Annotated in this window: 13 protein-coding genes and 1 pseudogene; 8 read left to right on the top strand and 6 right to left on the bottom strand. The window is 68.4% G+C overall.

Annotated features, from left to right (window positions below; translation table 11 throughout):
* Positions 1–47: 47 nt before the first annotated feature.
* From N2M23_RS16645 to N2M23_RS16625, 5 genes and pseudogenes are all read left to right on the top strand, one after another.
* Positions 48–1,421, top strand: coding sequence for an ABC transporter substrate-binding protein (locus N2M23_RS16645; protein ID WP_265447055.1), 1,374 nt, complete (start codon positions 48–50; stop codon positions 1,419–1,421).
* 6 nt (positions 1,422–1,427) lie between these two features.
* On the top strand, positions 1,428–2,378 hold the full coding sequence (locus tag N2M23_RS16640) for a carbohydrate ABC transporter permease (RefSeq protein WP_265447054.1): 951 nt from the start codon (positions 1,428–1,430) through the stop codon (positions 2,376–2,378).
* Between the two features lie 32 nt (positions 2,379–2,410).
* Complete coding sequence (locus N2M23_RS16635; RefSeq protein WP_246242693.1) at positions 2,411–3,238, top strand: carbohydrate ABC transporter permease; 828 nt, start codon at positions 2,411–2,413, stop codon at positions 3,236–3,238.
* Between the two features lie 5 nt (positions 3,239–3,243).
* A pseudogene (locus N2M23_RS16630) lies at positions 3,244–4,736 on the top strand (mannitol dehydrogenase family protein).
* A 7-nt stretch (positions 4,737–4,743) separates the two neighbouring features.
* The gene (locus tag N2M23_RS16625; protein WP_265447052.1) at positions 4,744–6,186 is read left to right on the top strand and encodes an FGGY-family carbohydrate kinase; all 1,443 of its coding nucleotides are present in this window, start codon (positions 4,744–4,746) and stop codon (positions 6,184–6,186) included.
* Here N2M23_RS16625 and N2M23_RS16620 read toward each other — a convergent pair.
* The 5 genes from N2M23_RS16620 to N2M23_RS16600 form a co-directional block, all read right to left on the bottom strand.
* Positions 6,163–6,933: a DUF952 domain-containing protein gene (locus N2M23_RS16620; RefSeq protein WP_265447051.1), complete on the bottom strand. Its 771-nt coding sequence runs from the start codon at positions 6,931–6,933 to the stop codon at positions 6,163–6,165. The genes N2M23_RS16625 and N2M23_RS16620 overlap by 24 nt on opposite strands.
* A gap of 58 nt (positions 6,934–6,991) precedes the next feature.
* The gene (locus N2M23_RS16615) at positions 6,992–7,156 is read right to left on the bottom strand and encodes a hypothetical protein (RefSeq protein ID WP_265447050.1); all 165 of its coding nucleotides are present in this window, start codon (positions 7,154–7,156) and stop codon (positions 6,992–6,994) included.
* Between the two features lie 171 nt (positions 7,157–7,327).
* Positions 7,328–8,254, bottom strand: a complete 927-nt coding sequence (locus N2M23_RS16610; protein ID WP_265447049.1) for a VOC family protein — start codon at positions 8,252–8,254, stop codon at positions 7,328–7,330.
* Complete coding sequence (locus tag N2M23_RS16605; protein ID WP_265447048.1) at positions 8,251–9,123, bottom strand: fumarylacetoacetate hydrolase family protein; 873 nt, start codon at positions 9,121–9,123, stop codon at positions 8,251–8,253. Before N2M23_RS16605 ends, N2M23_RS16610 begins: the two co-directional genes overlap by 4 nt.
* A gap of 48 nt (positions 9,124–9,171) precedes the next feature.
* A complete protein-coding gene (locus tag N2M23_RS16600) occupies positions 9,172–10,944 on the bottom strand; it encodes an FAD-dependent monooxygenase (protein WP_265447047.1) in 1,773 nt (590 codons plus the stop codon).
* A 118-nt stretch (positions 10,945–11,062) separates the two neighbouring features.
* On the opposite strand from N2M23_RS16600, the gene N2M23_RS16595 reads away from it, so the two are divergent.
* The 3 genes from N2M23_RS16595 (at position 11,063) to N2M23_RS16585 (ending at position 14,413) form a co-directional block, all read left to right on the top strand.
* Positions 11,063–11,740 (top strand): GntR family transcriptional regulator, encoded by a 678-nt coding sequence (locus N2M23_RS16595; protein WP_265447046.1) that lies wholly within the window; start codon positions 11,063–11,065, stop codon positions 11,738–11,740.
* 219 nt (positions 11,741–11,959) lie between these two features.
* A complete protein-coding gene (locus N2M23_RS16590) occupies positions 11,960–13,156 on the top strand; it encodes an MFS transporter (protein ID WP_265447044.1) in 1,197 nt (398 codons plus the stop codon).
* Between the two features lie 48 nt (positions 13,157–13,204).
* On the top strand, positions 13,205–14,413 hold the full coding sequence (locus tag N2M23_RS16585) for a winged helix-turn-helix domain-containing protein (RefSeq protein ID WP_265447043.1): 1,209 nt from the start codon (positions 13,205–13,207) through the stop codon (positions 14,411–14,413).
* An 18-nt stretch (positions 14,414–14,431) separates the two neighbouring features.
* Here the strand turns inward: N2M23_RS16585 and yidD are convergent, their stop codons facing one another.
* Positions 14,432–14,830 (bottom strand): membrane protein insertion efficiency factor YidD, encoded by a 399-nt coding sequence (gene yidD / locus N2M23_RS16580; RefSeq protein WP_265447042.1) that lies wholly within the window; start codon positions 14,828–14,830, stop codon positions 14,432–14,434.
* Positions 14,831–14,844 lie beyond the last annotated feature (14 nt).

The raw sequence follows: 14,844 nt of genomic DNA, 5'->3' as shown, positions 1-14,844 counted from the left end.
CAGAAGAATGCTCAAATGAGCGGTGCGCGGCAGTCCAAGGAGGATCCATGCGAGCGCGGAGACGACGGATCGCAGCACTGGCCACGGGTGCGATCGCGATGAGCACGCTGACCGCCTGCGGCGCCGCTGCCGGCTGGGGTGGGGGCGGCGGTGGCGGTGGCGCCAACACCATCAACGTGCTGATGGTCAACAACCCGCAGATGATCGATCTGCAGAAGCTGACCGACCAGTACTTCACCAAGCAGACCGGCATCAAGGTCAACTACACGGTGCTGCCCGAGGACGACCTGCGCGACAAGGCGAGCCAGGAGTTCTCCTCACAGGCCGGTCAGTATGACGTGGCGACGCTGTCCAACTTCGAGATACCGATCTATGCCAAGAGCGGCTGGGTGGCGTCGCTGAGTGACGACATCGCCAAGGACCCCGGCTTCGACCAGGGCGACATCCTCAAATCCATGCAGACCGCGCTCACCGTCGACGGCAAGGTGTACGGCGAACCCTTCTACGGCGAGTCGTCGTTCCTGATGTATCGCAAGGACGTGCTCGCGGCCAAGGGCGTGACCATGCCGGCGAAGCCGACCTGGCAGCAGGTCGCCGACATTGCGGCCAAGGTGGACGGCGCCCGGCCCGGGATGGCCGGCATCTGCCTGCGTGGACAGCCCGGGTGGGGCCAGGTGATGGCCCCGCTCACCACGGTGGTCAACACCTTCGGCGGCACCTGGTTCGACAAGGACTGGAACGCCAAGGTCGACTCTCCGCAGTTCACTCGCGCGACGCAGTTCTACGTGGACCTGGTGCGGCGGCACGGTGAGAAGGGCGCTGCGCAGGCCGGCTTCACCGAATGTCTGAACAACCTGACTCAGGGCAGCGTCGCCATGTGGTACGACGCAACCTCGGCCGCCGGATCGCTCGAGGCGGACGGCTCACCGGTCAAGGGCAAGATCGGTTACGCGCCGGCCCCCGTCGTACAGACCAAGAGCTCGGGCTGGCTCTACACCTGGTCGTGGGCGATCGAGCAGGCGAGCACGAAGCAGTCGGCGGCCTGGAAGTTCGTCTCGTGGGCGAGCAGCAAGGAGTATCAGCAGCTGGTCGGCGAAAAGCTCGGCTGGACAAGGGTTCCCGCGGGTTCCCGCGAATCCCTCTACTCCAACCCGGCTTACCTGGCGAAGTCGTCGGCGTTCGCCAAGCCGACGCTGCAGGCGATCGAGGGCGCCGATCCGAACAACCCCGGCGTGCAGCCCCGGCCGGCTCCCGGGATCCAGTTCGTCGACATCCCCGAGTTCACCAACCTCGGCACCCAGGTCAGCCAGGACATCAGCTCGGCGATCGCCGGCAAGAAGTCGGTCAAGAGCGCGCTGTCGAAGGGCCAGCAGCTCGCCGACGATGTCGCCAAGCAGTACCGGAAGCGGGAAGGGAAGTGATCTGGCATGAGCGCTGATACGTCCGCTGCCGCGGTGACCAAGGATTCGGGCGTCGACCCGGACAAGTCGACCTCGCTGGCCAAGGCGGGCGCGTGGGCGCGGCGGGCGCCGCTGCTGCCGGCGCTGATCTTCATGATCGTGGTGACGCAGTTGCCATTCGTGGCGACGATCGTCATCTCGTTCATGAACTGGAACGCCTACTACCCCAAAGACCGCAGCTTCGCCGGCTTGGACAACTTCAAGACGGTGCTGACCGACGTCAACGCCCGCGAGGCGATCATCGTCACCGTCCTGCTCACCGTGGGCGTGGTGCTGATCAGCCTGGTGCTCGGGCTGGCGATCGCGTTGCTGCTGGACCGCAAGTTCAAGGGTCGGAGCGTCGCGCGCACGCTGATGATCACCCCGTTCCTCATCGTCCCCGTTGCGGCGGCGCTGCTGTGGAAGCACGCGCTCTACAACGCGCAGTACGGCCTGTTCAACGGGGTGCTGAAGTTCGTGTTCGGGGACAGCGCCCCGCAACCGGACTGGATCAGCGACCACCCGCTGATCGCGGTGATGTTCTCGCTGGTCTGGCAGTGGACGCCGTTCATGATGCTGATCCTGCTCGCCGGTCTGCAGAGCCGGCCGATGGACGTTGTCGAGGCGGCCCGCATCGACGGCGCGTCCGGCTGGCAGATCTTCACCAACATGACGTTGCCGCACCTACGGCAGTACATCGAACTGTCTGGGCTGCTCGGTGCCATCTACATCGTGCAGAACTTCGACGCGGTCTTCACCATCACCTCCGGTGGGCTCGGCACCGCGAACCTGCCGTACTACATCTACCAAACCTTCTATTCCGCACACGATTACGGCACCGCGTCCGCCGCGGGCGTGATCGTCGTGATCGGCACGATCATCATCGCGACCTTCGCGCTGCGGACCGTGCTCAGCCTATTTCGGGAGGAGTCGCGATGACCACCGTCAAGCAGGCCCAGGCCGGGCCGGCGATGACCCAGGCCGGCAAGAAGAAGCGGTCCGGGGTGCTGCTCACCGGCGCCGCCTGGATCATCTCGGTGCTGTTCGTCTTCCCGGTCGTCTGGATGATCTGGACGTCGTTCCACTCCGAGACGGACGCGGCGACCAACCCGCCGAAGATCCTGTCGCCATTCAGCACCGAGGGTTACAGCGCGTTCTTCGGCTCCAACCCGTGGCCGCCGATCCTGAATTCGCTGACAGCGAGCGTGATCTCGACGGTCTTCGTGCTCTGCCTGGCGCTGCCTGCGGCATACGCCTTGTCGATCCGGCCGGTGAAGAAGTGGAGCGACGTGCTGTTCTTCTTCCTGTCGACCAAGTTCATGCCGGTCGTCGCGGCGCTGCTGCCGGTCTACCTGTTCGCCGAGAAGATCAAGTTCCTGGACAACATCTGGCTGCTGATCATCCTCTACACCTCGATGAACCTGCCGATCGCGGTGTGGATGCTGCGTTCCTTCCTCTCCGAGATCCCCGACGAGATGCTCGAGGCGGCGCAGGTCGACGGTGCCGGACTCGTGCGCACGCTCCGGGAGATCATTGCGCCGGTCATCATGCCGGGCATCGCGTCCGCGGCGTTGATTTGCTTCATCTTCAGCTGGAACGAGTTGCTCTTCGCCCGCGTGCTGACCGGCACCCGCGCGGAGACGGCGCCGGTCTTCCTCACCGGGTTCGTCACCAGCCAGGGCCTGTTCCTCGCGCAGGTGTGCGCCGCGTCCTTCGTGGTGTCGCTTCCGGTGCTGGCCGCCGGGTTCGCCGCGCAGGACAAGCTGGTCCAGGGTCTGTCCATGGGCGCGGTACGGTGAGTCGGATGAGTGTCACTCCACTGTCCGAAAGCACCGTCCACCAACTGGATTCGCGGGTCGTGGTGCCGAGCTACGACCGGTCGGCGAACACCACTGGCATCGTGCACCTCGGTGTCGGCGGCTTCCATCGCGCCCATCAGGCGATGTATGTCGACGCGCTCATGTCCGGCGGCACCGCCTACGACTGGGCGATCACCGGTGTCGGGGTCCTCCCGCAGGACGAGCGCATCGTGCAGGTGCTGAACGACCAGGACGGCCTCTACACGCTGGTCATCAAACACCCGGACGGCCGGCTGGAGCCGCGGGTGATCGGCTCGATCGCGGCGATGCTGCACGCGCCGGCCGACCCCGAGGCTGTGCTGTCGGCGATGACCGACCCGGCCACCCGCATCGTGTCGCTGACCATCACCGAGGGCAGCTACCTCATCGACCAGGTCACCGGGGAGTTCGACGCCGGGCACCCCTCCATCCAGGCCGACCTGGCCGAGAGTGCAACGCCGACAACGGCGTTCGGCTTCATCGTGGAGGCGCTGCGACGCCGCCGGGAAGCAGGCACTCCGCCGTTCACGGTGATGTCGTGCGACAACCTGCCCGGTAATGGCGACGTCGCGCGCTACACGATCACGTCGTTCGCGCGACTCAAGGACGCCGAGCTTGCCGGCTGGATCGACGCCAACGTCGTCTTCCCCAACTCGATGGTCGACCGGATCACACCCCGGTGACCTCAACCGAGGACATCGACCGGTTGGCGCAGGAGTTCGGCATCGCCGACGGCTGGCCGGTCGTCTGCGAGCCGTTCACTCAGTGGGTGCTGCAGGACGAATTCAGCTCGGGCCGGCCGCCGTTGGAGGACGTCGGCGTGCAGGTCGTGCCCGACGTCGTGCCCTACGAGCTGATGAAGCTGCGGCTGCTCAACGCCAGTCACCAGGCGCTGTGCTACCTCGGCTACCTCGCCGGCTATCGCTACGCCCACGAGGTGGCGCAAGATCCGTTGTTCGCGCAATTCCTGCTCGGTTACATGGAATTCGAGGGTTCGCCGACGCTGCCCGAGGTGCCCGGAGTCGACCTCGCGGCATACCGGCAGGAGCTGGTCGAGCGCTTCGCCAACCCGGAGGTGCGAGACACGCTGGCCCGTCTCTGCGCGGAGAGCAGTGACCGCATTCCGAAATGGCTGGTGCCGGTCATCCGTGACGACCTGGCAGCTGGACGGCGGGTCGATCGCGCCGCACTCGTGGTGGCCGCGTGGGCGAGGTATGCCGAAGGCGTCGACGAGGACGGTCAGCCGATCGACATCGTCGACCACCGCAAGGAGCAGGTGATGGCGGCAGCGGCACGGCAGGCCGACGACGACCTGGCGTTCCTGCGGGATCCCACGCTGTTCGGCGATCTGGTCGATCAGGAAGCGTTCACCACCCCTTACCGGCAGGCGCTGAAGTCATTGCACGAGAAGGGATCTCGCGCGACGCTGCAGGAGACCGTCGAGCGGCTGCGAGGCTGACCGGGGGATGAGTAGCACGTCCTCTCAGACTCTTGTCGCAGGTGTCGACTCGTCGACGCAATCGTGCAAGATCGTGGTCTGTGACGCGGTCACCGGTCGCACTCTCCGCGAGGGGCGGGCGAGCCACCCCGACGGCACACAGGTCAGTGCCGCCGCCTGGTGGGACGCCTTCCGCCGCGCCCGCGAAGGCGGCCTGCTCGACGGCGTCGCGGCCATCGCCGTCGGCGGCCAGCAGCACGGGATGGTCACCCTCGACGACGCGGGTCAGCTCGTCCGGGACGCAATGCTCTGGAACGACACAAGTTCGGCGGACGCCGCACGCGCTCTGACCGCCGAGTTGGGCGGTCCGCGCGCGTGGGTCGATGCGGTCGACCTGGTGCCGGTAGCCAGCTTCACCGGCACCAAGCTGCGGTGGCTCGCCGAACACGAGCCGGAGAACGCCGCGCGCACCCACACGGTGGTGCTGCCGCATGACTGGCTGACCGGTCGGATCCTTGCCGAGGCAGGCGGATTCACCGAATGGACGACCGACCGGGGAGATGCCTCGGGCACCGCCTACTGGTCGCCGGTCACCGAGGACTATCGCCTCGACCTGCTCCGCATGGCGTTCGGGCGAGACGTCGGGGTGCCTCGGGTGCTCGGTCCGGCCGAAGCGGCCGGCCAGGCCGGGGAGTTGCTCGTTGCGGCCGGCACCGGCGACAACGCGGCCGCCGCTTTGGGGCTGGGCCTCGAGCCGGGCGATGTCGTGGTTTCGCTCGGCACCAGTGGGGCCGTGTTCGCCGTGCATGACGGAGTCGTCGGGGACGAGCGCGGCGAGGTCGCCGGCTTCGCGGATGCGACCGGTCGTCACCTGCCGCTGCTCGCGACGCTGAACGCGGCACGCGTGCTGTCCGCTGCGGCCGCGACGCTCGGGGTCGACCTGGCCGAGCTGGACCGGCTGGCAGGGGAGGCGCCCGCAGGTGCGGGTGGGCTGACTCTGCTGCCGTTCCTCGACGGCGAACGCACCCCCAACCTGCCGACGGCGACCGGCACGCTGGCGGGCATCACGCGCGCCAACTCCACGCCCGGCCATCTCGCGAGGGCGTATGTCGAGGGGATGCTCTGCAATTTGGCCGGCTGCGTCAACGCGTTGCAACGCAACGGGATTCGGACCGACCGGGTTCTGCTGATCGGTGGTGCGGCGGCGTCACGGACGGTGCGCACGGTCGCCGCTGACATCTTCGGGGTGCCGGTGGTCGTGCCGGAGCCGGCCGAGTACGTCGCGCGCGGCGCCGCCCGCCAGGCAGCGTGGGCGTTGTCCGGTGCCACGGCACCTCCGGAGTGGGACGTGCCGCTGGCGGCGGAGGTGCGGCCGCAGAATGCGGACGCGGGCGCGGGGACGCTGCGGCGCTACCAGGAGGTTTTGCGCAACACCCACCCCGATCCGTCAGTCGGTGAGCGCACCGCGTAGTAGCTCCGGCAGCCGTCGATCGGCGCTGCCCACGTCGGCGCGCGCTTGCGCCAACGCTGCCTCCGATGCGGTGCCGTCGACCTCGGCCACCAGGGTCAGCACGGTCGCCGTGCGCCCCTCACTGAAAGCACGGCCCAGGTGGAAGGAGTGTGTCGCGGTGATGTCGTCGCGCTCCGACCGGATCTGCAACAGGCTGCCGCGGTCGACTGCCGTGACCGTGCTGACGAATGCCCCGTCCGTCGTCAGGTAGGTCAGCCGGGTGCCGACTGCGGTCGGCCCGTCGGCGGTGATCGTGTTGACTCCCGGGAGCCAGCGACCCGCGCGCTGCCAGTCGATGAGGGTCTCCCACACCGTGCCGACGTCATTGGGAATGACGACCGCGGACCGAGACGCGGTCTTCGCGTCGTCGTGCGGCAGGTCGTGAGTCGGGTGCAGGGTGTGCACGGTCTGCACGGCGTCCACGTCGATGGGTCCGTAGATGTGCGGGAACTGCTCACCGGTTTCCGGGTCACCGACCTCGCGTTTGACCTCGGCGTCGAGCCGCCGAGGATCGATGGCGAGCAGGAAGAGGTCTTGTTCGTAGTCGGAGTAGAAGCGCTGCCGGACGGTCGGCCACTGGTCCGCGTCCGCGGCGTGCACGAAATCGGCCGCTGCGAGCGGCACCCCTTTGGTGGACTGCTCGTAGCGGCCGATCGTTTCGGCGGTGGCCCAGTGCTGCGGCTCCGCCAGGTGGTAGATGAGCTCCATGGTGCACACCCTCTCAGGGTGGGCGGGAGCGGTCGTCAGTGCTGTCGATGTATGGCGGTCAGCCGGCACTCTGCTCGTAGGCGAGCTGCTCGGCATACGGCCGCATCGGGTGCAGCTTGTGTGTCGGTGCCGTCTTGTGCGCGGTGCGCTGCACGCCGTTGCGGTGCAGCTCGGCGAGGAGCTGGTCGGTGGTGCGGCGTACGACGGGCGAGGTCTGGCCCATAGTGGCGTCCTTTCGTGGGTCTGGATCGGACGGACATCAGGTGTAACGGAGGGTCACTCCGGTTTATTTCCTGACCTCGGAAGTTTTCTTCGCCAACCTGCGGGCAGCATGAAACGACGCTGGCACTTACCCACGAATGGGCGGGACTGCCAGCGTCGTTCGGGACGGCGATCAGCGGGAGCGGAGGCTGTGCGCTCCCGTCATCAACCCGGCGAGATCCTCCGGGTCGAGGAACGACGGCGGGGGAGGTGGCCCCCACGCGAACAGGCCCTTGGCACCCTCGAGCACCTCCGGCTCCCAGATCTCCTCCTCGGGTAGCACGTCCATGTCGGAGAAGTACTCGGAGAAGTTGCCGGCCGGATCCTTGAGGTACCAGAAGAAGTTCGACCCGGCGTAGTGGCGGCCCAGGCCCCAGATGTGCCGCTCCGGGTGGTCCTCCAGCATGTTCATCGCGCCGCGGCCGACGTCGTCGATGTCGTCGACCTGCCAGCTGGTGTGGTGCAGGTAGTTGACCGGCGCCCGCATGGCCAGGAAGTTGTGGTGGTCGTTCGAGCACCGCATGAAGGCGCCCTTGTCGCCGATGTGGTCGGACACCTTGAAGCCGAGGCCGTCCACGAAGAAGCGCATCGTCGCCGTCAGGTCCGTGGTGCCGACGACTGCATGCCCCAAGCGGCGCGGCCGGATCGGCGTCGTGCGGACGAGGCCGGGAGCCCGGCCGTGGCGTTCGATGCGGCCCGGGCCGTTGTATGGCGTGGGCTTGGCTCGCTCCTGCTGCAGTCTGGGCAGCACCGCCACTCTGGTGCGCAGACCCGAGACCGGTTCGACGGCGACCACCGCCTCGCGGTCGAGGTCCGGCTGCACCCCGATCGCGCGCAGCGACCCGGCAACGCGGGCCAGGTCGTCGGCGTCATCGGCTCGCAGGCCGAGCTCCACCAACCGGCGGGTGGGCGCATGCACCACCTGCAGCTGCGGGCCGCCGTCCTCGGTCGCGAACCAGCCATCCGCCAGCGGGGTGAGGCCGAAGTCGGCGTAGTAGGCCTGTGTTTCGGCAACGTTGGGCACGCCCATCACGACGTGGCTGAGACCGTGCAGGCTCATGACTGACCTCCTTGTCCGGCGCCGGCAGCGACGAACGTCTGCTTCAGCCGGCCGATGCCGTCGATCGTGCTGACCAGCGTCTCACCGGGTTTGATGAAGCGCTGTGGTTTGCGCCCCAGCCCCACGCCCTCCGGGGTGCCGGTGAAGATGATGTCGCCGGGGAAGAGGGTGATGATCGCCGACAGCTCGCTGATCAGCTTCGCGACGGGCACGATCAGCTTGGCGGTGCTGCCGTCCTGGACGGTCTCGCCGTCGAGTTCGGCGTGCAGGTGCAGGTCGTTGCGGTCGGGCAGTGTGTCGGGAGTGACCAGATAGGGGCCGGTCGGTGCGAAGCCCGGGTAGGACTTGCCGAGGCCGAACTGCGGTGCGGGGCCTGACAATTGGATCACCCGCTCGGAGATGTCCTGCCCGGCGGTGACGCCCGCGACGTAGTCCCACGCCTTCTCCTCGGGCACCTGGTCGGCCTGCTTGCCGATCACCACCACGAGTTCGATCTCCCAGTCGGTGTTGCCGCCCTCGGGGAGCACCACCTCGGTCTCGGGACCACTCAGGCTGGACAGGAACTTCGGGAAGACCGGGGGCAGGCCGTTGGGCGAGTCGAAGCCGGACTCCTGCGCGTGCTCGGCGTAGTTGAGGCCGACCGCCAGGATCTGGCGCGGCGACGGCGACGGCGCACTGAGCGCGGAGCGGTCGAACTCCACGGCATCGGTCAGGTCCGCGCCTTGCGCCCAGTCGGCGAAGCCGGCCCAATTGTCATAGATCGCAGCGAGTTCCGGGCCGAACTTGCCGTCGCTCGCCTTGTGAACGTCGACTGCCCGCTCGTCGTCGGTGATGAGCTGTGCGCGTCCGTCGAGGTTTGCCAGTCGCATGTGTGTCTCCTTGGTGGGGTCGGGTGGGGTCGGGTGCTGGGGCGAGCTTCAGCGGCCGAGTGCTCGGCGGAGCGCGCGGTCGAGTTCGGTGTGCGGGTCGGCGGTCGATCCACTGGACCGCCAGGCGATGTGGTGGTCGGGCCGCACCAGCAGTGCGCCGTCGTCGGCGACCTCGCGGACCGCCCGCCAGCGCCCGAAGATGTCGCGGTAGTCCTGGCCGATCAGCTTGGCCTGCAGGGGGATTCCGTGCTCCGCGGCGAGCTTCTCGGCGGCTTCGACCCAGGGCTCGCCGCCGACACCAGTGAGCAGGAGGAATTCACCGTGGCCGGCCAGGTCGAGTGTCGAGACCTGATCGCCGTCGTGGTCCAGCCAGGCGTGCGGCAGCCGGGCACCCGGATGGGTCGTCGGGTGGTGGAACAGCTCGGGGTCGCGTTCCGGGACGGGCCAGGGTGTGCCGTCGTCGGTGATCGCCGCCGACTCGTAGTGCTGGTCGAGCTCCACGCCGTGCGCGTTGAACTGGTAGTTCTGCAGCTCGACCGCGTCGTCCAGCGCGGCGCGGCGCTCCTCGCCGGCGCTGCCTGCGTCATACAGGCCCTGGAGCGCGGCCTCGCCTTCCTCGCGACTCTGGCCGGGGGCGAAGCCCAGCGCTTGCGAGATCGGCAGCATGTCGCCGACGCTCTTCAGCGCCCGGTCGACGACCTGCGACCCGACCGGCTGCCGCTCGGCGTCGTACGAGTCGAGCAGCGCCTCGCCGGCGCGGCCCTGCAGCACCCAAGCGAGTTTCCAGGCCAGGTTGAAGGAGTCCTGGATCGAGGTGTTGGTGCCGAGGCCATTGGCCGGCGGATGGCGATGGGCGGCGTCGCCGACGAGGAAGGCACGCCCGCGGCGGTAACTGTCGGCGACCTGGTGGTTGATCTGCCACAGGCTCGTCGCCTTGATCGTGATGTCGACGTTCGGATCGCCGATGGTCTGCTGGGCGCGAGCGGTGACGGCTTCCTCGGACAGATCGGGCTCGCCCTGTGCCGGGTCGTACATGAACAGCAGCACCCACTCGGTCCACGGCTTGACGCAGATCCAGGTGCCCGAGCCGACCCAGTAGTCGTTGCCGGGCTGGCACATCCAGTAGAGCGTGCCCGGACGATGGGCGGTGTATGCCGTCAGGTCCGCCTCGAGCCAGACGTTGGCGGCGGCACCGAGGCCGGTCTCGCCGCGGAAGGTGAAACCGAGTTGATCGGCCACCAGCGAGCGGCCGCCGTCGGCGCCGACGAGGTACTTCGCGCGCACCTGGTGCTCGGTGCCGTCGATTCGTGAGCGCAGGGTCGCGGTGACGCCGTCCTCGTCCTGCTCGACCTGGACGAGCTCGGTGTCGAACTCGATCCGGGCGCCGTGGTCGAGCGCTCCCTGCAGTAAGACCGGCTCGAGGATGTGCTGCGGGATGTTGCACATGCTGCTCGGGCTGGCGAGCTCGTAGTCGCCGTGCCGCTCGGGTCCGCTGCCCCAGGTCATCAGCCGCGCGAGCTCCGGTCCCGCGAAGCTGGTCGCCCAGACGTTGTTGCCCATCAGCGAGTTGTCGGTGGCCGCGTCCCGGACCGCGCGCTCGATGCCGAGATCGCGGAACACCTCAACGGTGCGCTGGTTGGTGATGTGCGCGCGGGGGGAGTGCGCGGTGCCCGGGTACTTGGTCACCGTCAGTGCATCGACGCCGTGCCGGGCCAGCAGTGCCGCCATTGTGAGGCCGGCCGGGCCGGCGCCCACGACGAGCACGTCGGTTTGGGTGGGGAGCTGCCCGGGTCGGGTTCGCATTGCCTGACTGGTTGACATCGCTGCTCCTTGCGTCACGGGCGGGTGAGCCACCTCACAAGTTCTACTCTCCAATATGCGAAAAATCAACTAATATTCGAATATCCATCGTTGTCGCACCTTGTTAGGCTCCCCGGTCATGGCATCCACCAAGCAGCGCGCCAATACCGAGGCCGTCTATGCCCAAGTGCGGGCCGACGTGCTCGGTGGGGTGCACCGTCCCGGCGAGCGGCTGAAGTTCTCCGCGTTGTGTGAGCGGTATGGCGCGAGCGTCAGCGTGGTGCGGGAGGCGCTCAGCCGACTGGCCGAGCAGGGCCTGGTGGTCTCCGAGCCGCGCATCGGTTTCGCTGTGCGGGCCATGACGGTCGATGACTTGCGCGATCTGACGATGACGCGAATCGAGTTGGAAACGCTCGCACTTCGCAAGGCCATCGAGCGCGGCGACGTCGACTGGGAGTCGCAGATCGTCGCCGCCCACCACCGGCTGGAGCGCACCGCGATGTTTACCGACGACGACGCCCCGCCGCGAGTCTCCGACGACTGGGAGGTCGCGCACGCGGCCTTCCACGGGTCGCTGCTGAGCGGCTGTGACAGTCCTTGGCTGCTCGGCATCGCCACCACGCTGCGCGACGCCGCCGAGTTCTACCGCCGGTGGTCGCAGATCGTCGAGCCGGACCGGGATGCCTGCGGCGAGCACCGCGCAATCCTGGAGGCCGCGCTCGCCCGAGACGCCGACCTGGCCACCGAGCGACTGCGCGAGCACTACCAGCGCACCGCCGACATCGTCGAGCGCGGCCTCACCGAGCAGGACGACTGAGCGAGGTTGCTCCGCCGTCCGGCCGCGGTCGGGCGCGCGTCTCGTAAGCGAAGGTGCGGCTGGAGTCACCTCTGCTTACGGCTCGCGGGTGGATCGCCGGTGAGTTCCGTCATACCGGGCATAAATCGGTGGCGTCGAACATTTCGATATGGAAGTATTGAGGAGCGGCCGATCGGCCGCCTTTTTTGACGTCTACACCCCCGAAGGAGTGACACCCCTATGTCCATCAAGCCCTACCAGCGCGTGCTGAGTGTGACTGACGCCCGACGGGTGTTGCTGCTCGGGTTTCTGCTGCGCATCCCGATCTTCTCGGCCGGGGTGATCCTGACCCTGCACGTGGTCGGCTCGCTGCACCGGTCGTATGCCGATGCCGGTCTCGTCGCGGCCGGCGCCACCATCGCGATCGCGGTCTCCGGGCCGTGGCGCGGCAAGCTGCTCGACCGGATGGGGCTGCGCCGCGTGGTGCTGCCGTCGCTGATCATCAGCGGGTTGTGCTGGGCGGCCGCGCCGTTCGTCGGCTACTGGGCGCTGCTCGTACTCGCAACGATTGCAGGCCTTTTCGTCGTACCCACCTTCTCGATCATCCGGCAGGCTGTCATCGCGGCCGTGCCCGACTCGGACCGCCGGACCGCGCTCTCGCTCGACGGCATGGTCGTCGAGATGTCCTTCATGGTCGGCCCGATCCTCGGGGTGTGGCTGGCCAGCTTCGTCGACACCCGCTGGGTGCTCTTCGGCGTCGAGATGATCGGTGTCGTCGTCGGCGCGATCCTCTGGTGGGTCAACCCGCCGCTGCGGTCGGCGACCACCGACGCGGCCGACGCCGCCGCAGAGCGGCTGCCGCGCACGTCGTGGTTCCGGGCCGGCTTCCTCGCGGTCTGTGCGGCCGCGGCCGCCTCGACCATCGTGCTGTCCGGCAGTGACGTCGCGATCGTAGCCGCGATGCGCGACTTCGATGCCGTCAACGAGATGGGCATCGTGCTCGTGCCGTGGGGCCTCGGCTCGCTGCTCGGCGGCCTGATCTACGGCGCGTTGCCGCGTGCCCTGCCGCCGTTCGCGCTGCTGCTCGGCCTCGCCGTGGTCACCGCGCCGATGGCGCTCGCACAGGGCACCTGGTCGCTCGCCGGGCTGTCCCTGGTCGCCGGCTTCTTCTGCGCGCCGACGATCACCGCCACCGTCGACGCGGTCAGCCGCATCGTGCCGGTCGCCGCGCGTGGTGAGGCGATGGGCTGGCACGGGTCGTTCATGACCGCCGGCTCGGCGCTCGGCGCGCCGCTCGCGGGAGCGGCGATCGACACCGCTGGGTTCGCCGGCGGTTTCGCGACCGTTGCGGCCATCGGTGCCGTCGTCGCCGTGCTCGGCTACGGCGGGATCCGGCTGCACCGGGCGCGCGTGGCCGCGCACGCACTGGCCGCCTGACGCCGCGTTTGCCCTGGGCTGTCACGGGTGCCACCTACAGTGGCGCCCGTGACCGCCGCTTCAATGTCCGCTGCCCAGGCGCGTCGGGTCGCGCTCGCCGCCCAGGGTTTCCTCGACCGACGCCACGAGCGGCCGACGATGCGCACGCTGACCCGCACCATCGAGCGCACCGGCGTGTTGCAGATCGACTCGGTCAACGTGCTGCAGCGCGCCCACTTCATGCCGCTCTACTCCCGCATGGGCCCGTATGACGTGAGCCTCCTGGAGCGCGCGTCCTCCCGGAAGCCGAGGCGCCTCGTCGAATACTGGGCGCACGTCGCGGCATACATGCCGGTGGAGCTGTGGCCGGTGATGGTGCACCGGATGCGCGACTACGAGCGGCGCGGCCACGCCTGGGCCAACCTGCCGGACGAGCAGCTGCCCGCCGCGTTGCTGCGCGAGATCGAGACCGGGGGAGCCGCCACCGCGCGCGACCTCGACGACGGCCTGCCACGCACTCGGGACAACTGGGGATGGAACTGGTCCAACACCAAGGTCGCGCTCGAATACCTTTTCGTGGCAGGCAAACTCGCGGTTTCAAAGCGCAACTCGGCATTCGAGCGTGTCTACGACCTGCCGGAGCGGGTGATCCCTCCCGAGATCCTCGCCCGGCCCGAGCCGACGGTCGAGGAGGCGGCGCGCGAGCTGATCGGTCGGGCCGCCCGCTCCTACGGCGTGGCGACGGAGTTCGACCTGCGCGACTACTTCCGCATGCAGCACTCCAAGGCGCACCAGGGCCAGGTGCGCCCGGCGATCGAATCCCTCGTCGAGACAGGCGAATTGTTGCCGGTCGACGTCGAGGGCTGGGGCCGCCCGGCATACCTGCACCGGGACGCCCGGCTGCCGCGCAAGGTCGACGCGCGGGCACTGCTCAGCCCGTTCGACCCGGTGGTCTGGGAGCGCGACCGCACCCTGCGATTGTTCGACTTCTTCTACCGCATCGAGATCTACGTGCCGGCGGCCAAGCGCGTGCACGGCTACTACGTGCTGCCGTTCCTGCTCGGCGACCGCATCGCCGCGCGCGTCGACCTCAAGGCCGACCGCAAAGGCGGGCTGCTGCACGTCGCCGGGTCGTATGCCGAGCCGCATGCGCCCGACCACACCGCCGAAGCGCTGGCGGCCGCCCTACGCGAACTCGCCACCTGGCTGGGGCTTTCCGGCATTGGGGTGGCACCGCGGGGTGACCTCGCACCGGCGCTGGTGGCCGCGGTCGGCTGATGCGATCGGGTCCACCCGCTAGCTCGGCACGGGGTCGAAACCGCCCTGTGAGCAGCGCCGCAGCCGGCGGTAGATCAGCACGACACCGCGCAACACCCCGTGCCGGCGCAGCGCTTCGATGCCGTATGCCGAGCAGTTCGGCACTGACCGGCACACCGGCGACGCACGTCGCGCGGACACTCCCAACTGGTAGGCACCGACCAGTCGGATCGCGATGCGTTGCCCGAGGCTGCCGTCCTGGACCGGGGTCGTTGCCGGCAGTGCGCGCAGGCTGCGCCATACGATCACCATCGGGAGCCACAGCGTGAACAGGTCGCAACAGTCGATCGCATCGCAGATGTCGCAGTCGCAGCTCCCTTTCCGTTGGGACTTGTCCGGATTGGCAGCGGCGTCGGGCGTGCTCGGGTAATCGGTCATGGATAGCTCCTCCC

It is taken from the genome of Flexivirga meconopsidis (assembly GCF_026162425.1).
Classification (GTDB): Bacteria; Actinomycetota; Actinomycetes; order Actinomycetales; family Dermatophilaceae; genus Flexivirga; species Flexivirga meconopsidis.
This window is presented reverse-complemented; position numbering and strand designations above follow the sequence as displayed.